Consider the following 21,140-nt stretch of genomic DNA (forward strand, 5'->3'; position numbering starts at 1 on the left):
ACCAATATGGGAATGTTTTTCGATTATAGTCAGTAATAAAGACGCCTACAATTTCGCTACATCCCAGACTTCATCATTCAAACAGGAAATCGATATGGAATTTGTAACTCTTGCGTTATTAGGTGTGCTTATTGTCATTAGCCCTGGCGCAGACTTTGTTTTGGTATTAAGAAATAGCTTAAATCAAGGACGAAAAGCAGGCGTATACAGTGCGATTGGTATCAGCATGGCGATCAGCATCCACATCGCTTACTCCATGCTAGGGATCAGTTACTTAATTTCACAAAATGAATGGTTGTTTAATCTCGTGCGCTATCTTGGGGCCGCTTATCTTGTCTACCTTGGGATTAAAGGAATATTCTCCTCGCAGCCTGCGTCAAACTCAGAAACCATTCAACAGAGCGAGTATTCAATGTGGCGATTTTTCATGCAGGGATTTCTGTGTAATTTACTCAATCCCAAGACGATGCTGTTTTTTCTGAGTATTTTTAGCCAAGTGATTTCTCCCGACTCTAGTCAGCAACCCATCGCCTTGTTTTACGGGATTTATATGATTGCGCTGCATGGTATTTGGTTTTCTATCGTTGCTGTTTTATTCACGTCATCCCAGCTACAAGCTTTCTTGTTGAAGATTAAGCATCGACTCAATCAAGCATGTGGGGCGGGATTAATCATTTTCGGCGCAATGCTGGGCTTAAAGGTGTAGTGCGCTTGCGGTCCGATTACCCCAGTTCAAATTGATCATTGAACAAGTGGCAGTAATCAAATAAAAATCTACATTATCAATACTTTAAATTAGAAAAAACAGCCAACGTGCGCTGGCTGTTTCGATACAGTTAATGGATGACCCGAGCGTCCCCTTTAAATAACTGAGACAGATCGATAGTGAATATCGTCACTGTCGGACGTTTAGGCAGAGCATTTTCGATCGAAAACTCTGGCCCAGCTGGAACGAGGGGGAAGTGAATAGCAGTCGGCCACGTTGACGAAGCTTCATTACCGCCCGGCTCAGATATTGAGAAAGAAAACGCAGGTAAACGGGTCATAACACTTACCTCAAATGACTGATTAGCGGGCTCAAGCGAGCCCGCTTAGATTTTGCAATGTTATTGTTATTTTAACGCTTACTTAATCACTAACGGTTGATGACGTTAGATATCAAGTTCTTTGTCTTCAACGTGGTTGGTGATCATCGCTTCAGTGGTGATCATCAAGCCAGCAACAGACGCAGCGAATTGAAGCGCTGAGCGTGTTACTTTCGCAGGGTCCAAGATGCCCATTTCGATCATGTTGCCGTATTCACCTGTTGCAGCGTTGTAACCGTAATCGGAATCACCAGATTTGACAGCGTTCGCCACAACAGAAGCTTCGTCACCTGCGTTAGTTGCGATTTGACGAAGAGGCTCTTCCATTGCACGTAGCGCAACTCGGATACCCACGTTTTGGTCATCATTGTCGCCTTTTAGATCCGCCAATTCTTTCGCGATCTTAGTTAGGGCAACACCACCACCAGCAACAATACCTTCTTCAACCGCTGCGCGAGTAGCGTGTAGTGCATCGTCCACGCGATCTTTCTTCTCTTTCATCTCAACTTCGGTTGCAGCGCCGATCTTGATCACCGCTACGCCGCCAGAAAGCTTCGCAACACGTTGTTGAAGCTTGTCTTTATCGTATTGAGAGGTGGTTGTTTCGATTTGTTTTTCAATCGAAGCCACACGATCAGCAATCGCGCTTGCTTCTGCTGCGCCACCCACAATGGTTGTTGTGTCTTTGGTGATGGTCACTTTCTTCGCACTACCTAGTTGCTCTAACGTTGCTTTTTCGAGCTCTAGGCCGATTTCTTCAGAGATGACCGTACCAGCAGTTAGTACCGCAATGTCTTCCATCATCGCTTTACGGTTGTCACCAAAGCCAGGCGCTTTCACCGCGGTCGCACGCACGATGCCGCGCATGTTGTTCACAACCAATGTCGCTAGCGCTTCACCTTCGATGTCTTCAGCAATGATCAATAGCGAGCGAGAAGATTTCGCCACTTCTTCTAGTACAGGCAATAGCTCGCGGATGCTGCTGACTTTTTTGTCCACCAATAGGATGTAAGGGTTGTCTAGCTCGACGCTGCCATTTTCTTGGTTAGTGATGAAGTATGGCGACAAGTAACCGCGGTCAAATTGCATACCTTCAACCACAGACAATTCGTTGTTTAGACCTTGGCCTTCTTCAACCGTAATCACGCCATTGCGACCCACTTTCTCCATCGCTTCTGCAATGATTTCACCGATCGCGCGATCGCTGTTTGCAGAAATGCTACCCACTTGGGTGATAGATTCTTTGTCGCTGCATGGCTTAGACATTTCACGTAGTTTCTCAACCGCCGCTTCAGTGGCTTTGTCGATACCACGTTTTAGGTCCATTGGGTTCATGCCAGAGGCTACCGCTTTAAGACCTTCATTGATGAAAGATTGCGCCAGTACGGTAGCGGTCGTTGTACCGTCCCCCGCTTCATCATTCGCTTTGGACGCCACTTGTTTCACCATTTGTGCGCCCATGTTTTCGAACTTATCTTTCAGTTCGATTTCTTTCGCTACAGACACGCCATCTTTGGTGATGGTTGGCGCGCCGTAAGATTTATCAAGCACAACGTTGCGGCCTTTCGGGCCTAGTGTCACTTTTACTGCGTCCGCCAGTAAGTTCACACCTTTCAGCATTTTTTGACGTGCGTCATTAGCAAATAATACGTCTTTTGCAGCCATGGTTATCTCCTCAAAAAACTACTACAAAAATAATTACTCAACGATTGCTAACACATCAGATTCGGACAGAATTAAGTATTCTGCGCCGTCAATTTTCTCGGTTTTCACGCCGTAACCGTCATTGAAAATGATTTGGTCGCCCACTTTGACTTCCATCGCAGCGCGTTCGCCATTTTCAAGACGTTTACCTAAACCAACAGCAATGACTTTCCCGCGGTTTGATTTTTTCACCGACTGAGAAGTTAAAACGATTCCCCCTTCAGATTTATTTTCCACCTCTTGTCTTTCAACAATTAGCTTGTCATTTAAAGGACGAATTTTCATTTTTAAGTGCCTCCTACTTGGAACCAAAAATAAAAGACAAAATAAACATCAAGATGGATTTGCGAGTCGACAGCTCGCTTTCGATGAAAATAATAAGGTCGAAAAATGAGAGTTCAAGAGGTGAATTTGATAAAAATTTTTTATTAAATTAAATAAAATTTTCTATCGAATTATCGCATTCACAACCACTTAGCATCTCTTTATGATGGAAAATGTGCTCAATCAAATCTAGAGTGGTTACGTACTCTTAAAAAGGATAATCAAACAATGAAAAAGGCCGTATCTCTATTTCTTGCAACGTTGTGCGTTGGCTTCCTCTCACCCAACGTGTCGGCTTCTGAACGCGCTGAACAAGGGTGGCAATTGATTGACAAGGGCGCGATGATTGTCGATGTGCGTACGCCGCAAGAGTTTTCTGAAGGGCATTTGGATAATGCCGTCAACTTCCCTTTATCTGAACTTGATAAACATTTTCAAGACGTCGATAAAGATCAAGCTATCGTGTTGTACTGTCGCTGTGGTAACCGCTCTGGCAAAGCGTATCAATACTTACAATCGCAAGGCTTTACGAATCTGCACAATGCAGGTGGCTTTGAAGAACTACAAGACGCCAAATAGTCGTCTCCGTTCTAATATACAAAGTAAAAGCACAGAGCGCGTCGCAAGCGTATTGTAACGCGCTCTGTTTCTAAATACTTATCTACAACAACTCTATTTTGGCCCTGCATCAAATTGAGTCAGGTTATCCGATATCTCGAGCCACGGCGCTTTCGACGCGACAAAAATATGGAAATCGGGCTTGTGAGAAGGTGTGTCATCCAAGATACCAAGGCGAATATTGACGATCCCATTGTTCTTTTTCGAATACAGACTTGATCCGCAGTGGCGACAAAAGCATAGCATGGTATTTTCGCTTTTCTGATAAGTTTGAATATCTTCTTTCCCTTGGATAATAAGCAGTTTATCCAACGCAATACCACCGGCAGATGAATAGTCAGAACCTGTGAACTTGCGGCATTCAGAGCAATGGCAATTTCCCATGTACTTGAATTCATCTGCCACTTCCAACTTTACCTTGCCGCACAGACATGAGCCTTTTAGTACTTCCATTTGAATTCCTTTTTGTTATGAATCTAATTGAATTAGATGGCTATCTCGACACCATGCCACTGCAATACGAAAAATTAAAGACAGGCAATACAGGTTTTCAAAAATGAAACGAAAATGTAAAACATTCCATTCAGAGGGAAGTGCGCTCGACACGTGAAAAATCGAGCTATTTTAGATACAAAAACACCAAGCAATAACGCTTGGTGTTTACCTCACAGAATGTCGCCTCAGAAAAGGCGCTTTCCGCTGTGCTTAAAAAATGCAGTGTTTAGTAAAGCTGGTCGCTTCGTTTGCAGTCCAGTCACCTTTCGGCTTATCTTTCAGGTTTTCACACCATTGCTCGCTGCCGACACCATCTTGCAGAACACAATGCTTTGCAAAGTCTACCGCGTTGTCTGCTGTCCATTCTGTTTTTGGCTTATCGCGCATGTCGTTACACCAGCCTTCAGTGCCCACTTCATCACTACAAGCGGTCAAAGCAGAAGCCGCCAACATCAGCATGACTAGTTTTTTCATAAATTTAAGGTTCCAGTTGCAAACAATAGTAAAATTAAACTCAATCTCTTCAACACATGCCCATTCAAGTGTCTGAATAAAGGCGTCACTAGCTGAAGTGACTTTTGTATCAACTATAACGAAATTATCAGTCTACGTGTTAAGACACCGAAAAATTATTGAGCGACTCTGTGTAAAGCGCGCCATTCTAAAAGCTATAGGCAGCGCGCTTTTGTTAGCTCACCAACCTTAAAAGAGCCAGTACCAAAGCACGCTAAACGCAGCTCTAATGCCATTTGTTCAAAGTGATCGACGACAGACTGCGTGCTGATCGTCGCAGCTTTTAATACCGCACCAGCTTGCCCAATGAGATTAGCACCCAAATGAATGGCTTTCGCCGCTTCAAGTCCGTTATGAACACCTCCCGAGGCGATCAAGGGTAATGTAGGATGCAGTGCGCGGATTTGAGCCAAACATGTTGCTGTAGGGACACCCCAATCGCGGAAAAGCTCGGCTGCACGCTGCATTTTCGGATTATCTTGGCAATACCCTTCAACCGCACTCCAGCTTGTGCCACCCGCGCCCGCAACGTCAATTGCATCCACACCAGCATCAATTAATCGCTGCGCAACGTGTCCGCTAATACCAAAACCGACTTCTTTGATAATGATAGGAACCTTCACGCGAGATTTAAGCATCTCAATTGCCTGGAAAACACCAACCCAATTGTGGTCGCCATTTTTCTGAAACGCTTCCTGCATTGGATTAACGTGCACAAACAAGGCATCTGCTTGAATCGCCTCAACCGCACGTTGCGCATTATCGAGTTTACCTTTATCGAGCAATTGAGCGGCTCCAAGATTGGAATACAACGGTACTTCTTTCGCCAACTCACGAATGGTTTTACCCAAGCCCGAATGCTGACTTTCTTCTAAGCTAATCCGTTGCGAGCCCACACCCATGGCAATACCTAATTCACTTGCTGCTTCAGCTAGACGACAATTGATCGTTTCTGCGTCTTTTGCTCCGCCAGTCATCGAGCTAATCAAAAACGGTAGCGCTAATTGATGACCAAGAAACTCTGTCGATAAATCGATCGCGTGAAAGTCACATTCTGGCAGCGCACAGTGTTCAAACTCGACAGACTCAAAACCCGCCGTTTTATGCTTCATGCTCATATCATGATGTAAAACAGCATCTAGGTGTAAATCTTTTCGGTTAGTTTGCGGAGCCATAATGTCACCCTAAAGTAAAACAGTCGCGCAGTATTGCGATCCTTATCAGTAACGTCAATGCGAATTTTGTGAATTTGCCGGATTACTTTTCCGAAACGAGTAATGAATCTCGACTGCCCCTGACATTATAAGAAAAGAAACTCGCTTTCCGTTTTAAACAAGCCGGCAAGTTTCTCTTCAAATTGAGATAATCAGCGTACGATACCCATGATGCAAATGGATCACATTGCTCTGTAGTTTACTTTACGCTGTCCGACAGAATTAGCGACACAACAGTGCTTGTCGTCGTTGGTTCAAACTGTTCGGGATCATCACAGAATTGAATTTTTCCTTTTTCTTCTACATGGAACAGCGGTACAACTGAACTACCTTTGTGATGCGCTAAATAATCTTGATACGTGAAGTTATCGCTCAATTTCGTGTGTTTAACCTCTGCACCACGACTTAACATACTGGCTAGCTGGGTATAGCTTACATTGCCGCCCATCAGCAATTTACCATGGTACTCCTGAGCCACGGAGTGCTTCTCGCTGCCATTGCCGTTGGTTTTCACTTTTTGTAAGCAGTGAACTTTATCTTCCCCAAACTCGTCGACGAATTGCATGCAAGCCATAATGTTGAAATGCTGATCGGGCGTTAATGCAACCACTTGTCCAACTCTTATCAAGTTCAAGTTGTCGTCCGCGTGACTAGAAATAGGGTTGCCGTAATAGTAATCCAGTCCCAACATACGAACCTGACTGATGTACTCCCAGTTTGAGTCAGTCATTAATACGCGACGGTCATAACGCGCCAGCGCCTGCCCTATTTCTCTTGCTACTCGGTTAGCACCAATCAACAAGAAGCCGCGTGGTGCTGGCTCTGCAACGCCCAACGTCAGCGCTACAGGACGTGCCGTCGCACTTTGTAACACGACCGTTCCTATAATCACCATGAAGGTCATAGGGACCAGTAAAATCGCTTCATCAATGCCGTATTCGGTCAATTTGATCGCGAAAAGAGACGAAATCGAAGCAGCAACAATACCGCGCGGTGCAACCCAAGACAAAAACAGCTTATCTTTAAGACGCAAGTTGCTGCGGAAGGTTGAAAGAAAAATCGATAACGGACGCGACACTAACTGCATAAATACAAACAACAATAACGCACCGCTACCTAGCGCAGCAAAATCATCCAGACTGATTCGAGCCGCAAGGAAGATGAACAATCCGGTGATCAGTAAAATGGTTAAATGCTCTTTAAAGTGCAGAATTTGCTGAATATTGATGTCTTTAGCGTTTGCGAGCCACATACCCATTACGGTGACGGTTAGTAACCCAGCTTCAGACTCAATGTGGTTAGAGACCGAAAATACACCTAGAACCACCATCAAAACCGCAAATGGCTGCAAATATTCCGGTAGCCAAGAGCGACGCATGATCGTCGCAACTGCATAGCCTGAGGCCGCACCTAGCATGACGCCGACAGCAATGATCGTCCCAAACACTTCGACGCTATTTATCGCGCTGTGAGATACGATAAACTCGTAAACCATCACAACAAAAAGCGCACCGAGCGGGTCAATCAAAATCCCTTCCCATCGCAAAATGTTAGCAAGCGTACTGTTAGGTCTTACGGTTCGTAGAAGTGGCACGATGACCGTCGGCCCTGTTACTACGGTTAAGCTGCCGAACAACATGGCAAGCTCCCAAGTAAAGCCGAGGAAATAGTGTGTTGCGATACTGGTCGCCGCCCACGAAATGATCGCCCCGATGGAAACAATGCTCCATACCGAACCACTCACGCCACGAATTTCTTTAAAATTTAAGGTCAAACTGCCTTCAAATAAAATCACTGCCACCGCCAAAGAGACCAACGGAAAGAGCAAATTACCTAATATCTCATCAGGATTTAACCACTGCATAAATGGCCCGACGATCAGCCCTGCCAACAACAAAAATAAAATCGCTGGCAAACGCAATCGCCAAGCTAACCATTGGCAACCTAAACCAATAACCCCAACCGCTGACAGCACCAGCGCTTCATTACCCACTTGCATCAATAATTACCTGTTTTTGTCTTTTTTCGCGTGAATGCGCTATACCCGAATACATTCAGCCTTACGGTCAGATAGAAACAACCGAACGTGCAAATCAAACGACTGACCTTCGATGACATCGCTACGAAACGCACATGTTTGAAGTCATTTGGCGATCGCATCAGAACTATGAATATAGTTGACCCCCAATGACTTAACGACTCATTTTTGTTCATCAGGTCTTAAAGTGGCACACAAGTGTGCGACTTTGTCGAATTCATCATTACGCATTGAGTTTCATTATGTAGAATGATTTCTAAAGAAAGCGCGGAACCTAGCACTATATGAGGCTAAGGCATAGAGCATGAACTAAGCTTTAGCGTAAGTGCTCAAAGTTAAGAATCGTGGGTCACGCGACGTACGCAAGGAGAAATGGATTGTACGTAATACTAGCACTGTTCATGGCGTGTCTCGCCATCCTCATCGGAGTGAAAGCCGCCAACCGAGCTGCACTTTTAGAAAAAGAACTAACCAAACTTCGTGAGGAAGTCACATCACTACGAGCCAGTGTCCATGGGGGCTCAAACCCACAAGCGCACCAACAATCCAGCATCGAAAAAGACACACCATCTGTAGCGACGTCACCTCACATAGAATCACCACAGAAAAATGTCTCATCCTCTGGGGAACATGATCCAGCTGCCAACCTAGACTTGGACCAGAGCGCTGCGAATCAAGGGTACGCCCAGACAAGAGAAGTGCAACTGGATGTTTTTAGTCAAGAAAATGAGTCATTCCTTCAGAGTAAAGTTCAGAGCCTGCTTAGCAACATTCAAGAAAATTGGTTGGTTTGGGTAGGCGCATTGGCCATGCTGATCGGTGGAGGTTATCTCGTACAGGTGATTGGTAGTCACATCCAGTTTTCGCCATTTATGCGAGTGTCCTTTGCCTTTGTGATCTCATTACTTATGGTGCTTGTTGGCGAGTGGTTTCACCGTAAAGAACAACAGAATCCGCAACGGGCAGCACGAGCCCAAGGCTTTACGTATGTTCCTGCTGCTGTTACCGGTACGGGATTAACGGGCATTTACTGCACCGTCATTTTTGCCTTTGTGGTTTATCAAATGCTAACGCCGAGTATCTCGTTGATCATCTTGGCTTCAGCGGCATTTTTCAGTTTAGCATTATCATTGCGACAAGGGCCGTTAATGGCCGTGCTTGGCTTAATTGGTGGCTACACAGCACCACTGTGGATTGGGGGTAATGAACCCAACTACTTTTTGTTAGCCGGATACATCTGCGCAATTTCGTTCGCGGCGACCTTATTGATGCAAAAAGTGCGTAGGTCATGGATTACGCCAAGTATCGCGATTCCACATGTCATTTGGATGTTGCTGTTGATTGAGAGTACACCAACAGAACTGTTGTTCTCGTGGCTCGCGATTTATCTCTCCATCACTTTGTATCTCATTTTCGCGGTTCCGAGAATGGGTTGGATGCTCAATCCTCGCTTTCGTCACTATCAAAGCAAGTGGACAAACTCGCCGACCGCTACCGCTCTCGCAACTGCTTTATTGACCTTTTCTGCCGTCACCAGAATGCCGGATCTGAACACTCTACAAATGGCGTACTGTTATACGCTGCTTGTTGCGATCATCTGGCTACCAGCACTTCGTACAGGCTGGTCATTACGTGTATTTTTGCCATCCATTCTCGTCTCAGCAACCGCGCTGATTGTTCTTACCATCGCTTTTAATGCGCTGTATATGTTAGAGCGAGAAGCTAGCATCCTATTCGCATTGGCGGTGAGTATTGCGCTGATCTGCTATCGAACATATTGCCAATCACTTAGTGACCGTTCGCAACTCAGTGGGCTGCTTCTGCTGGTACTGGCTCCCGCGATGAGCTTAATTACGTTGTTTTATATTGACGAATTTATGCAAGGCTACCTGTGGTATTGGACTGCATTCTGCGCATTGATGGCCACTTACTACGTTGTGCTTGGTCAGCGTGCACGTTCGTTGGCATTAGAATGCTCTGCCGTTATGCATGCTTTAATCGTAGGTATCGCTTTTGTTTGGTTGAGTGATACTTGGTTAACAACAGCAATCTCAATACAAGTTGCGATAATGGCCTTACAGGCTCAAGTCGGGTTATTTCGACCTGCGAGTTGGGCGATTAAAGTGGCAATGGGAATACTGGTTATCCGACTCACGCTGCTACCTTTCATACCCGAATGGCAACCGGTAGAAGCTGGGCATTGGGCTTGGGTTCTGGTGAGTTATCTGCCTTCTCTCTTCATCTTGTCTTATGCTCGTTCAACACTAAAACAAGTGGACCGAGAACTGACCAACTGGTTTGAAGGGGCGTTTTTACATGTATTCTTAATGGCATTGTTCACCCAAACTAACTACTGGTTAACGGGGCAATATGGTTACTTGGGGAACATCGACTTCACAAGTGCGGCAGTCTTTGCCAATCAAGCATTAGTTATGGGTTTGGTATACAGCTACCGGAGCCAATTTGCGCAACGCTTAAGCCGTATCTACGAAATCTATAGTTACTTGCTTTGGTGCGCGTTCGCTATATTGATTATTTTGCTTAATACGGCAGAATCGCCGTTGGTGACTGATAACGTCTCGGCACAAGCACTTCCCATCTTTAACATGCTGAGTATCGGCTGGCTGTTACCAGCTTGCATCCTGCTTATCGCAACCTTTAAACGCTGGAATACGTTGCAAGTTCATCGATTTGCGATTGCTAGTCTAGGCTTTTTACTTGCAGCCATTTGGTTGGGGATGTCTATCCGTCAATTCTGGCAAACCACATCGATGATGCTGTATCAGCCAACCAGCATGGCAGAGTTGTTCAGTTATTCAGTGGCTGGCTTGCTCGTAGGTGGATTGCTGACTTGGCGCGGCGTGACCCAACAGGGGCTGATGATGCAGCGTGTCGGTCTAGTGGTCCTTGCCGGTGTCGCACTGAAAGTATTCTTATGGGATGTGAGCTCTCTGGATGGGTTCTGGCGAGCAATAAGCTTCTTAGGCTTAGGTGCATCTTTGATAGCACTTGGATGGCTATTCCAGAAATTGAATCGTTCGGTGGCAAAAGCACTCGAGCCCTAGACGAGTCAAAGAGAGATTCCCGACAGTGCGCTGTTTTCGTTATTGGGGGACGATAACAGTGTAAAGCCGGGAATCATTGGAGTGTTCGTTACTTCAGTAAAGCGACCACGGTATGACGACGCACGTTTGCTTGCGCATTCAATGCCTGAAAAGTCGAAGTAAACTCGCCAGACTTTTGCATGAATCCATCCAGTTTTGCATTCACCTCATTGACTGAAAGCTGTGCGGTTTTGGTTTGGATAGAACGCATTTGAGTATTCAGTTCACCATGAAAAGCTTTCGCCTCCTGCAAGCTCGTTTGAACTTGTTTCAGATGCTGATTTACTTTGGCAATCGTCTGCTTGATGCCGTCGCGTGAGCCTAAATCAAACCCGAGCTCCGCAATACCATCTGGCTCAGACTTTAAGTTCAAAACGTTAGGCTGCCCCGCAGGGAATCGGTGCCCTTCCCCCGTTACCATCACCTTTTGCTGCATTTGTTGATAAGCGTTGTCTCTGGCTTCAAATAAAATGCTGCCATCATCGGCTAATGAGGCTCGCATTCCTAACGCAATCAAGCTGCGATCCAGCATTTTGACCGTTCGCTCACCGTCTGATTGTCCATCAAACTGAATCATCACCGCTTGACCTTGAGGAAAATCCAAACGGATTTGCTCGGCCTTGTCGCTTAAGCGATGAACATTCAAACCTGGAATAGAAAAGCGACGAATGTCCGCTTTATCCAGTTTTAAGTGCAGTTCGTTATTTAGGACTTTCTGGCCATCGAAACGTGCTTGCTCAACGACTTTTTGGATGGTGGCTTTAGAGCGAACCAATGTATCCTGCAAACTAGGAACATTTTGTACGCCTTGATTCACAGCTTGCGTCAAACCACGTTTAATTTGCGTGAGCTCTTTGCCAATCACCTGCAGCGATTTGGACGCGATCTGAACCGCCGTGGCTTGCTGCTGACCCTGCGTAAGCTGAATACCAGATACAGAGTAGGCTGACGCAGTGTCAGCCTGAATTTGCGCCGGGCGCGGTTTAATTGCCGTACTTGAGTCTGCAGAACGGGTCGGCATGATAGAGGCTTGTTCTTGTCCACCTAAGCGTATGCTATGGGGTCTAACCTCTACTGTACTCATTACCATAAAAAGAACTTCCTAACCTTATAAACGGTCAAACAGCGACAAACCATCGATCTTCACATAGCTTGCTTGCGTTGCTTGCAAAGCGGCCATGTAATTACTCAATCGTACCGACGCTTCACCATAGTCCAGAGCAGAGAGGTCTCCAGATACTTTGTCAACGAACAGCTTGTTTTCACTGTGCGCGCCACCAACAAGATCTAAGTTGTTGTGTCGACCACCAATCTCAGTCATGGTCCCTAGTACGTTTGAAAAAGTATCGTCGATAGCGCTGATACTCGCCTCAACTTCAGCTCTGAAGTTGGCGGTAGGGCTCTCAAACTCTTTGATCAGCGCATCAATTTGGTTAAGCACGTTATGGCCTCCCCCAAGGTCCAATATTTCTTTTGCAGTCATATTGGAATCCATCGTGACACCTTTAGCAATTGTTACTACGCGCTTGTCACTATTACCTTCAATTACGTAGCTGCCGCTCGCTTTACTTACAGCCGCAGTATCCGTTTTAGTACCAGAGAAAAGGTAGTGCCCTTCTTCATCCTGCGCGTTAAAAGACGACTCAATAGAGTCACGGTAACTCTTAAGCTCTGTAATCATACCGCCACGACTTTCGTCAGTAAGAGAGCCGTTCGCACCCCAAAGCGCGATGTCTCGCATGCTTTTTAAGCTTTCTTTGATCGAATCTAAATGGGTTTCTTGACTCGATAGCGTCGTTTTTACGTTTTCAATGTTGTTTTTGTACTGAGCAATCGCACTGGTTTCTCGGTCTAAGTTAAGCAACTTGATCGAAGCCATTGGATCGTCAGACAGCTTGGTCAAGCGCTTGCCAGTAGACATCTGTTGCAGAGCTTCGCCTAATCCCGCGCTATTGCTCTGCAAGCTGTGCAACATCATTTGACTAAATTGATTGTCACTAATTCGCATCTAAACTTTCCTCTTAGAATAACTGCAGAATAGAATCGAGCAGTTGATTTGCTGTGCTGATCACTTTCATGTTGGCATTGTGCGCATTAGCAAACATCATTAGGTTAGCCGCTTCTTCATCGCTGTTTACGGAACTAACATTATCGCGAGCTGCGTGCGCTTGCTTGTTCATGGCTAACTTCGCTTGATAATCAGCATTAGCTTGGCGTGCTTTAATTGCGGTTTGACCCACCATTGAACTAAAGGCATCGTTCAAGCTTACTGAGCCGTAACCTGATACCGCCACTGGCTTGTTGCTTAACTCGATCAATGATTGCAACGCATCTGCGTTACCAGGTGTTCCATCACTTGAGAACGCAAGCTCATCTGGAGTTAGCTTGGTAATATCCAAACTGGCTGCAGGGTTTGCTGGGTCATAGCTGAACAAAGGTTTACCTGGGTTGCCATTTAAGTCTTTGCCAGTCGCAAGCACGGCGTTGTATTCATCCGCGAGAGCTTTCGCCATGTCATTCAGAGCCAGTTGGTTTGGTTTCAACACTTCGGTTTGATAGTCATTAATCGCACCTAATTTGCCACCAAGCGAGTCACCAATCGCAAAGCTTTGATTCGAGAACGTGACGTGTAAGTCCGCCAAGTAAGGATCACTCGGGTCAGGAATGGCTTCCAGTTTGCCATGGTCCGTACCCATCACAAGCGGTTGACCAGAGGTTAGTGTGACCTGAACACTGCCGTCATGCTGCTGTGTTGTTTTGATTTCAATGGTTTGAGATAACTCACCGATTAACCTATCTCGTTCATCCATTAACTGTGATGGGTTACCACCTGTACCTTGCATCTCTACCAGTTGCTTGTTCACCTTCGCGATATTTTCCATAAGGCTATTCGCGTGGTTAAGCGCTGCATTACGTTGGTCGCTCATGTCTTTATGTTGATTGTATAAAGACTCGGTAAGCGTATTAAAACGGCGGGCCAAAGCTTCAGATTCGTTAATGATCTGCTGGCGGTAGGGTATGGATTCTGGCTTAACGGTCGCATCGTTAAGCGCGGCGTTTAGTGAGTCCAAGCCAGCCGATATACTGAAACCATCGGCACCAAGCGTATTCTCCAGCTGACTCATGTTACTGGTGTATCCAGATGCGTATGCCGCCATACTGTTAGTCGACCACGTTTGCTTAATCAGAAATTGATCAGTAACGCGGCGAATGCTAGTGACTTCTACCCCTAAACCTGGACTTAAGCGATTGGCTTTACCATCATCGACAGACGCCATCAACGCTTGTTGACGACTGTAACCCACGGTATTCACGTTTGCCACGTTTTGCGCGGTTACGTCTAGGGCCACACGGTTCGCGCCTAAACCTGAAAGGGCAATATTAACTAGGTTCATTTACAGCTCCATTTTTCTGATCAACGGCTGAGAAAACGCGGTAGTCATACCGGCCTCACCGAATACCTGTTTAACAGAGGCGACGCCTTGAGAAGCGGTATTAAATAGGCTTGAATTCTTCTCCACCTCTTTAGAATCTACTTGTGAGATAGATTCAGAATTCGAAGCTTTACCATCGTTAGCGGATGAGATGTTGCGCGCAGCATCGAAAGCAACCTCACGCATAGACGGGCTCAGCTGCTGGATGAGCATATTGGCAATGCCTGAGCTCTGTTTCTTTGCTAGTTCCATCGCCAGTTGACCGTCATACATATCACGGAATACCCCTTGTTGCTGACTGGCGAACGGGCTGTCTTTATCAGCAAGAGCATCACTACTGCTGCGCATTTGGCGTAACACCATTTGTAGGAACATTGCCTCAAATTGACCTGCGACGACTTCAAGTGCGCCTTCTTGATCACGACTATGCTTGATGTTAGCCAATGCACTATTGTCGTGATAAAGCATCGAATTTAACTGAGTTTGTTCATTGGTACTGTCTAGCTTCATCCTTAACTCCTTATATCACGACCAATTCAGCGTTCAATGCACCTGCTTCACTCAAAGCTTGCAGGATAGACATCAAGTCTGTAGGCGTGGCACCTAAACTATTTACCGCATTAACTATGGTGTTAAGTTCCGTGCCTGGAGGCCAAATCACCATCTGAGCGAGATCTTCATTCACATCAAGGTCCGTTTGGTTAACGACTTTCGTATCGCCATTTGCAAACGCATTAGGCTGACTAACTTGTTGTGATTCAGAAATTCGCACGGTCAAGTTACCGTGACTTACTGCTGCTTCACTCACTTTGACACTCTTACCGATCACTACGGTGCCAGTGCGAGAGTTAAAGACAATACGAGCAGGTTTACGGCCTTCAACGACGCTCATTTCTTCAAGCATCGACATCATGACGACACGCTGCTGTGTATCTTTTGGTGCACGCATATCAATGCGCGCTTTATTGATCGCAACTGCAACGTTAGGCCCAAAAGTGTTGTTAATTTCACGCGCAATATTTTTTGCTGTAGTGAAGCTAGGCTTGCGCAGGTTTAGGGTGATTTCATCACGTTGGTTGAAATCGGTTTTGATTTCTCTCTCTAAAGTCGCACCATTCGGAACGCGACCCGCCGTTGGTGTGTTTACTTCTACTTTGGAGCCACTTCGCCCCTCTGCAGATAAGCCCCCCACAACCACGTTGCCTTGCGCAATCGCGTACACTTCGCCATCAATACCACGTAAAGGCGTTAGCAATAACGTACCACCGCGAAGGCTCTTTGCATCACCGATTGAAGACACAACCACATCCAACGTTTGTCCTGGGCCTGCCATTGGATCAACGGACGCTGTCACACTCACAGAAGCCACATTTCGTAGCTTAGGGTTCATACTGTCATCAATTTGAACCCCAAACTGACGTAGCATGTTGGTAATAGATTGAGAGGTAAATTTCACTTGGTTTCGGTCACCTTGGCCGGCTAAGCCAACCACCAAACCATAACCAACCAGTTGGTTTTCTCGAATGCCGCGAACATCGACCAAGTCCATGATCGGAATTTCCGCTTCAGCACGTGAAGTGCCTGGTAGTCCCAAGGTCAACACCAATAGGAGAGACATAAAGAAAGATTGCATTGTCTTCATTAGAAAGGTACCCATGGGCTGTTGAAGAACTGAGTTAGCCACCCGGCTGCGTTGCTGTCAGCTAGCGCTCCGCGACCTGCGTAGGTAATTCTTGCATCAGCAATTCGTTGAGAAGAAACTTGGTTACTGCGGTTAATATCATCCACACGGACGATACCGGTTAGACGAATAAACTCGTCGCCTTGATTCAGACGAAGCCATTTTTCACCGCTGATACGCAATACGCCATTAGGTAATACTTCGTGTACCGTTACCGTAATGGCACCTTGAAGCTTGTTGCCTTGTGAACTTGATGCACTGCCATCGAAGTTACGTTTGCCATCCACGCTAACCCCTAACTCATCGATAGTTTTCGTGCCTATGGTCGGCGCCACAAAGTTAATTGCTGAACTTTTACCGAACTTAGTACCCGCATTTTTACTCGATGAGGTTTCTTCTGATAATTGAACCGTTAATACATCGCCAACTCGGTAAGCACGACGATCCTGGAACAGAGTCATCGTGTATTGGTGACGATAAAGGCTACCAGATTGGGTTTCCGGCAGCGTGTAATCGAGCGTTGGTGGTGCATATTCCTCAGCATTCGGCTCAGGCGGAATAAATTCCTGACGGCCAGCACATCCCACCAGCAACACGGCGGCTACTGCCCAACTCTTAGAAAGCCATTTCATTGCTTTTTCCTTCATCATCACCAATTTCATACTTACATTGATTGCGAAACAAACTTCAGCATGTCATCTGCAGCAGAGACCACTTTCGCATTCATCTCATACGCACGTTGAGTGGTGATCATGTCGACCATCTCTTCTACTACTTGTACGTTTGACCCTTCCAGTGCACCTTGCTTGATAATGCCGGCGCCATCAGCTCCTGCAATCAGCTCATCAGCTGGACCGCTGGCTTCCGTTTCACGGAATAAGTTGCCACCCATGGCCTCTAAGCCGGCTGGATTGATGAATTTTGCAAGTGTAATTTGACCAAGCTGCTGAGGTGTTGGATCGTCTGCTGTTGTTGTAGTCACTGTGCCATCAACACCCACAGAGAAAGAGACCGCATTGTCTGGGATCTGGATTTGAGGCTCTAAAGGCAGGCCCTGACTGTTCACCATTAAGCCTTCTGAGTTTCGATGGAACTGACCATTACGTGTATACATGATCTGTCCGTCCGAGTTTTCTATTTGGAAGAAACCCTGACCCATTACAGCAAGATCCAACTCTTGCGTTGTGTTTTGGGTATTACCTTGCGTGAACACTTTTTGTGTGCCAACAACGCGAACACCGCTACCTAGCTGAATACCACTTGGTAGTTCGTTAACTTGGTCTACTTGTGCGCCTGGTTGACGCTGAATGCTGTAGAAAAGATCTTCAAATACGACTCGGTCACGCTTAAAGCCAACCGTGTTTACGTTTGCTAGGTTGTTAGAAATGGCAGTCATCTTCGTGTCTTGCGCTGCCATGCCTGTCTTACTTACCCATAATGCTGAATGCATTTTTTACTCCTTGCGGGGCGAGACTTAGCTCGCCGCCATTAATTTGTTACCAGCTTTTGCTAGAGTTTCCGCCGTTTTCATCATGCGAACTTGCATTTCAAAGTTGCGCGTCAGCGACATCACACTAACCAATTCATCAATAGCAGATACGTTACTGCCCTCAATGTGCTCAGGAGAGAGTTGCACGGTTTCATCTGCCGCGAATGGCACGCCATCTACGCTGTGCAGCAAGCTATCGCTCTCTTTTTGCAGTTGATTAATTTCCGGTTTAACCAACTTCAAAGTGCCTGCCACAATTTCTGCGCCGCCACCTGGTGGGATCACTGAGACTTGACCACGCTCGCTGATTTCAATCTTTTGATAATCCGGCACAACCAAAGGACCATTGTCACCGAGGACAGGGAACCCATTGATTGTTAGAGCGCCAAAAGTATCGACCTGAATATTGCCTGCACGGGTGTAAGCTTCGTTACCCGCTGGGGTTTCTACAGAGAGATATCCCTCCCCCATAACCGCAACGTCCAACGGACGTCCTGTTTTCACAATATCGCCAGCGTCGAAACGTGTTGAGGCAGAGTTGGTCACAACCATAGTGCGACCATCAAAACCTGGGCCTTGCATCTCTACACTACGCACACGCTCCATATCCGCTCGAAAACCCGCAGTATCAGCATTTGATAAGTTGTTTGAACGAACGTGCTGCGCTTTAAGAACTCGGCTGGCACCCGACGTTGCCGTAAATAACAAACTATCCATGCAAAACTCCCATTACACCGCGTTAAACAAAGCTTGAGTAAGCTTGTCGCTGGTAGAAATTGTCTTTGCGTTTGCTTGGTAGTTGCGTTGTGCAGTCATTAGAGCAACAAGCTCGCTGGTTAAGTCAACGTTAGAACCTTCTAATGCACCCGGAGTTAGGTCACCCATCGTACCTGAACCCGGAACACCCATAATTGGAGCACCTGAGCTAAAGCTTTGAGTCCATGATGTTCCACTCACTTTCGCTAAGCCTTGTGTGTTTGCAAAATCAGCAAGAACAACCTGACCTTGTAGCTGTGATTGGCCGTTAGTGTAAGTCGCGTAAACCATGCCGTTACCTTCAACGCGTACACCTGCAAGTTCACCTGATGTGTAACCGTTAGGACTATTAGTACTTACGCCAAAAGCTGCACCAAATTGCGTGCTGCCTTTCAGGTTAATGTCTACACTCATCGCGTTCGCGCCTGCAGCAGGGAATGAAACATTAAACGGCGCAGTTGGTGCTGAAAGCGAGCCGTCTTTACCAAACGTTACAGGCACAGTTGCTACTGGCGTCGTACCGCCATCTACTTGAACGTTCACTTCCCACGAGTTAGAAGCAGTCTTAGTAAAGTACTGAGTTACCGTGTGCGAGTTACCCAGTGAGTCGTAGACTTTTGTTGTGTAAGACGAGTTAAATGAGCTTGGATCTTTTGGATTGAATGGCGTTACGGCTTTATCAATAACAGACGCGCTTGCGTCGAAGTTCGCAACAAAATCTAAGCTGTCTGTTGCTTTAGCATTCAGTGAGGAAGTCGATACCTGAATATTACCCACAGAACCTGTCATTAGGTTGTTGTTGCTATCGACACTGTAACCTTGAAGCTTTGCACCGCTGTTAGCCGTAACAAAGTTGTTCTTATCCGTTGAGAACACACCTGAACGTGTGTACAACATTTGACCCATATTATCTTTAGTAACAAAAAAGCCACCGCCATTAATAGCTAGGTCCATCGCACGGCCAGTTCCTGTGATACTGCCGTCTTTGTCGAAGTTCTGTGAAATTGACGCGACTTCCACACCACCAGGTTGCATGCCGTTATATACAGCGGAGAATTCTGTGCGGCCACCTTTAAAACCATACGTTGATGCGTTGGCAATGTTGTGACTGATTGTGTTTAGCTCTGTGTTGGTCGCGTCCAGACCACTTAGTGCGATGTTAAAACTCATAAATAGACCTCTGATTTCCGTATTTGGTTAAGCACCAAACTGAGTGATTTGATAGAAAGGAACGTTGCCAACGCCATGGACATTGACTAATGCTGCGCCACCGGTATTAGGAATGCGCACTTGCTCAACAGTGCCTGCCATCAGCACATTTGGACTTGCTTGCCCTTCTTGCACTTCTACGGCCACTGAGTATTTGCCTGGTTTAAGACCAAGTTCTTCAGGATTAATTGAAAAGTCGACGTCACCTTTGCCGTGAGCACCTAGTGGCACTTTAGTTGATTGACCAAATTCATCTTTAACAACTAACGTGACTTGGTTTGAGCTATGAGCGAGTTCGATTTTTCCGTTTTGTACGTCTTCACCAAGCTGAAATTCATCCGCATTGACGTAAACCGTTTGCCCAACAAGGCCCGCTGTTGATAGCACTTGCATGTTGTCCAGTAACACCATGCTCTGTTGCATTGTCTTAGACATATTCTCGGTACTTTGTACCTGCGAGAACTGAGCCAATTGACCAACGTATTCCGTACCATCAAGGGGATTAAGTGGGTCTTGGTTTTGAATTTGAGCCACCATCAAAGAAATAAACTCATTCTCCAATGAAGAAGCGCTGTTCATGTCTTTAGGGTTTGGTGAGATACCGTTGCTGTCTTTTGCTTTTGTATTTACTGGAGCGTCAGACGATAAAGGGGTGTATTGTGCAATACTCATTAGCTGCCCTGCCCTAATCTAAGCAGACCTTGCTGCATACTTTTTACATTGGCTAATACTTCAACATTCGTTTCGAAGCTGCGTGTTGCGGACATCATGTCTGCCATTTCAGCAACTACATCAATATCTGGGTAAAACACATAGCCTTCATCATTAGCCAGTGGGTTGTTCGGCTCAAAACGCTTCTCTGCATCTCCAGCATTTTTAACAACGTCAACAATGCGAACTTCTGCATTGGGATAAGCTCCATTTTCTGTTGTCATTTGCGTTTTTTGGTACACAGTCGCAAATACTGGCTTAAGCGCTTTATAAGCATCTTCTGGATTTGCAGATACTGCATCTGCGTTTGCTAAGTTACTGGCTACCGTATTCAGACGCACAGTTTGTGCTGTCATCGCGGAACCAGTGATCGAGTAAATATCAGTGAATGACATAATTAACGTCCCTCAATCGCTTTCGCTAAGCCATTAAATTTCATGTTGAGAAACGTCAGGCTAGTTTGAAAGTCCATGTTGTTTTGCGTGAATTTTGCTTGTTCAACACCAAGCTCTACGGTGTTGCCATTTTTGCTATTCTGGTAAGGCACCGAGTATTGGGCCTGAACCTGGAACTTTGGCACCGGTTTGTTCACACCACCTGCCGTTACTTGGTTCATTACGGTGGTGAAACTTAGGTCTTTCGCCAAATACCCAGGGGTGTCAACATTTGCTAGGTTACTGGCGAGGACTTTGGTACGCTGAACGCGAAAATTAAGTGCCTCTGGATGTACTCCTAAAGCATTTTCAAATGTGATCGCCATGCATC

At 46.0% G+C, this 21,140-nt stretch carries 22 protein-coding genes; 3 read left to right on the top strand and 19 right to left on the bottom strand.

Annotation, left to right across the window (positions count from 1 at the left end):
• Positions 1-94 precede the first annotated feature (94 nt).
• Positions 95-706 carry a LysE family translocator gene (locus tag R8N47_RS09745; RefSeq protein ID WP_064354511.1) on the top strand — a complete coding sequence of 204 codons (612 nt, stop codon included), beginning with the start codon at positions 95-97 and terminating at the stop codon, positions 704-706.
• Between the two features lie 130 nt (positions 707-836).
• Here the strand turns inward: R8N47_RS09745 and R8N47_RS09750 are convergent, their stop codons facing one another.
• The 3 genes from R8N47_RS09750 to R8N47_RS09760 form a co-directional block, all read right to left on the bottom strand.
• Positions 837-1,046, bottom strand: coding sequence for a hypothetical protein (locus tag R8N47_RS09750; RefSeq protein WP_005373984.1), 210 nt, complete (start codon positions 1,044-1,046; stop codon positions 837-839).
• 105 nt (positions 1,047-1,151) lie between these two features.
• Positions 1,152-2,750 (bottom strand): chaperonin GroEL, encoded by a 1,599-nt coding sequence (gene groL / locus R8N47_RS09755; protein WP_064354510.1) that lies wholly within the window; start codon positions 2,748-2,750, stop codon positions 1,152-1,154.
• Positions 2,751-2,783: 33 nt separating this feature from the next.
• Positions 2,784-3,074 (bottom strand): co-chaperone GroES, encoded by a 291-nt coding sequence (locus R8N47_RS09760; RefSeq protein ID WP_005373989.1) that lies wholly within the window; start codon positions 3,072-3,074, stop codon positions 2,784-2,786.
• Between the two features lie 267 nt (positions 3,075-3,341).
• Here R8N47_RS09760 and R8N47_RS09765 point away from each other — a divergent pair, with 267 nt between their 5' ends.
• Positions 3,342-3,692 (top strand): rhodanese-like domain-containing protein, encoded by a 351-nt coding sequence (locus tag R8N47_RS09765; RefSeq protein WP_318070289.1) that lies wholly within the window; start codon positions 3,342-3,344, stop codon positions 3,690-3,692.
• A gap of 93 nt (positions 3,693-3,785) precedes the next feature.
• On the opposite strand, the gene R8N47_RS09770 is transcribed toward R8N47_RS09765, so the two are convergent.
• From R8N47_RS09770 to R8N47_RS09785, 4 genes are all read right to left on the bottom strand, one after another.
• The gene (locus tag R8N47_RS09770; protein ID WP_005388696.1) at positions 3,786-4,184 is read right to left on the bottom strand and encodes a GFA family protein; all 399 of its coding nucleotides are present in this window, start codon (positions 4,182-4,184) and stop codon (positions 3,786-3,788) included.
• Positions 4,185-4,436: 252 nt separating this feature from the next.
• Positions 4,437-4,700, bottom strand: coding sequence for a DUF3012 domain-containing protein (locus R8N47_RS09775; protein ID WP_005373992.1), 264 nt, complete (start codon positions 4,698-4,700; stop codon positions 4,437-4,439).
• A 194-nt stretch (positions 4,701-4,894) separates the two neighbouring features.
• Positions 4,895-5,914 (bottom strand): type 2 isopentenyl-diphosphate Delta-isomerase, encoded by a 1,020-nt coding sequence (fni, locus tag R8N47_RS09780; RefSeq protein ID WP_005388695.1) that lies wholly within the window; start codon positions 5,912-5,914, stop codon positions 4,895-4,897.
• A 238-nt stretch (positions 5,915-6,152) separates the two neighbouring features.
• Positions 6,153-7,952: a sodium:proton antiporter gene (locus tag R8N47_RS09785; protein WP_318070288.1), complete on the bottom strand. Its 1,800-nt coding sequence runs from the start codon at positions 7,950-7,952 to the stop codon at positions 6,153-6,155.
• A gap of 440 nt (positions 7,953-8,392) precedes the next feature.
• On the opposite strand from R8N47_RS09785, the gene R8N47_RS09790 reads away from it, so the two are divergent.
• Positions 8,393-11,056, top strand: a complete 2,664-nt coding sequence (locus R8N47_RS09790; RefSeq protein WP_054576171.1) for a DUF2339 domain-containing protein — start codon at positions 8,393-8,395, stop codon at positions 11,054-11,056.
• Positions 11,057-11,144: 88 nt separating this feature from the next.
• Here R8N47_RS09790 and R8N47_RS09795 read toward each other — a convergent pair whose 3' ends face one another.
• From R8N47_RS09795 to flgB, 12 genes are read right to left on the bottom strand one after another with little or no spacing between them, the layout of a single operon-like run.
• The gene (locus tag R8N47_RS09795; RefSeq protein WP_042523339.1) at positions 11,145-12,185 is read right to left on the bottom strand and encodes a flagellin; all 1,041 of its coding nucleotides are present in this window, start codon (positions 12,183-12,185) and stop codon (positions 11,145-11,147) included.
• 18 nt (positions 12,186-12,203) lie between these two features.
• Positions 12,204-13,103: a flagellar hook-associated protein FlgL gene (gene flgL, locus R8N47_RS09800; RefSeq protein WP_005373998.1), complete on the bottom strand. Its 900-nt coding sequence runs from the start codon at positions 13,101-13,103 to the stop codon at positions 12,204-12,206.
• A 13-nt stretch (positions 13,104-13,116) separates the two neighbouring features.
• On the bottom strand, positions 13,117-14,490 hold the full coding sequence (gene flgK / locus R8N47_RS09805) for a flagellar hook-associated protein FlgK (protein ID WP_005374000.1): 1,374 nt from the start codon (positions 14,488-14,490) through the stop codon (positions 13,117-13,119).
• Positions 14,491-15,039, bottom strand: coding sequence for a rod-binding protein (locus R8N47_RS09810; RefSeq protein ID WP_064354508.1), 549 nt, complete (start codon positions 15,037-15,039; stop codon positions 14,491-14,493). It lies immediately after the preceding gene.
• Positions 15,040-15,049: 10 nt separating this feature from the next.
• Positions 15,050-16,186, bottom strand: a complete 1,137-nt coding sequence (locus R8N47_RS09815; RefSeq protein WP_086026720.1) for a flagellar basal body P-ring protein FlgI — start codon at positions 16,184-16,186, stop codon at positions 15,050-15,052.
• Positions 16,171-16,842 carry a flagellar basal body L-ring protein FlgH gene (flgH, locus tag R8N47_RS09820; protein ID WP_017635111.1) on the bottom strand — a complete coding sequence of 224 codons (672 nt, stop codon included), beginning with the start codon at positions 16,840-16,842 and terminating at the stop codon, positions 16,171-16,173. Before flgH ends, R8N47_RS09815 begins: the two co-directional genes overlap by 16 nt.
• Positions 16,843-16,874: 32 nt before the next feature.
• Positions 16,875-17,660, bottom strand: a complete 786-nt coding sequence (gene flgG, locus R8N47_RS09825; RefSeq protein ID WP_005374008.1) for a flagellar basal-body rod protein FlgG — start codon at positions 17,658-17,660, stop codon at positions 16,875-16,877.
• A 24-nt stretch (positions 17,661-17,684) separates the two neighbouring features.
• The gene (gene flgF / locus R8N47_RS09830; RefSeq protein WP_005374009.1) at positions 17,685-18,416 is read right to left on the bottom strand and encodes a flagellar basal-body rod protein FlgF; all 732 of its coding nucleotides are present in this window, start codon (positions 18,414-18,416) and stop codon (positions 17,685-17,687) included.
• 12 nt (positions 18,417-18,428) lie between these two features.
• Complete coding sequence (gene flgE, locus R8N47_RS09835; protein WP_005374010.1) at positions 18,429-19,625, bottom strand: flagellar hook protein FlgE; 1,197 nt, start codon at positions 19,623-19,625, stop codon at positions 18,429-18,431.
• 27 nt (positions 19,626-19,652) lie between these two features.
• Positions 19,653-20,336 (bottom strand): flagellar hook assembly protein FlgD, encoded by a 684-nt coding sequence (gene flgD, locus R8N47_RS09840; protein ID WP_005384410.1) that lies wholly within the window; start codon positions 20,334-20,336, stop codon positions 19,653-19,655.
• Positions 20,336-20,770: a flagellar basal body rod protein FlgC gene (gene flgC / locus R8N47_RS09845; protein WP_005374012.1), complete on the bottom strand. Its 435-nt coding sequence runs from the start codon at positions 20,768-20,770 to the stop codon at positions 20,336-20,338. Before flgC ends, flgD begins: the two co-directional genes overlap by 1 nt.
• 2 nt (positions 20,771-20,772) lie before the next feature.
• Entirely contained in the window at positions 20,773-21,135 is a 363-nt protein-coding gene (gene flgB, locus R8N47_RS09850) for a flagellar basal body rod protein FlgB (protein WP_005374013.1), read from the bottom strand.
• Positions 21,136-21,140: the final 5 nt, after the last annotated feature.

Source organism: Vibrio sp. 2132-1 (genome assembly GCF_033344315.1).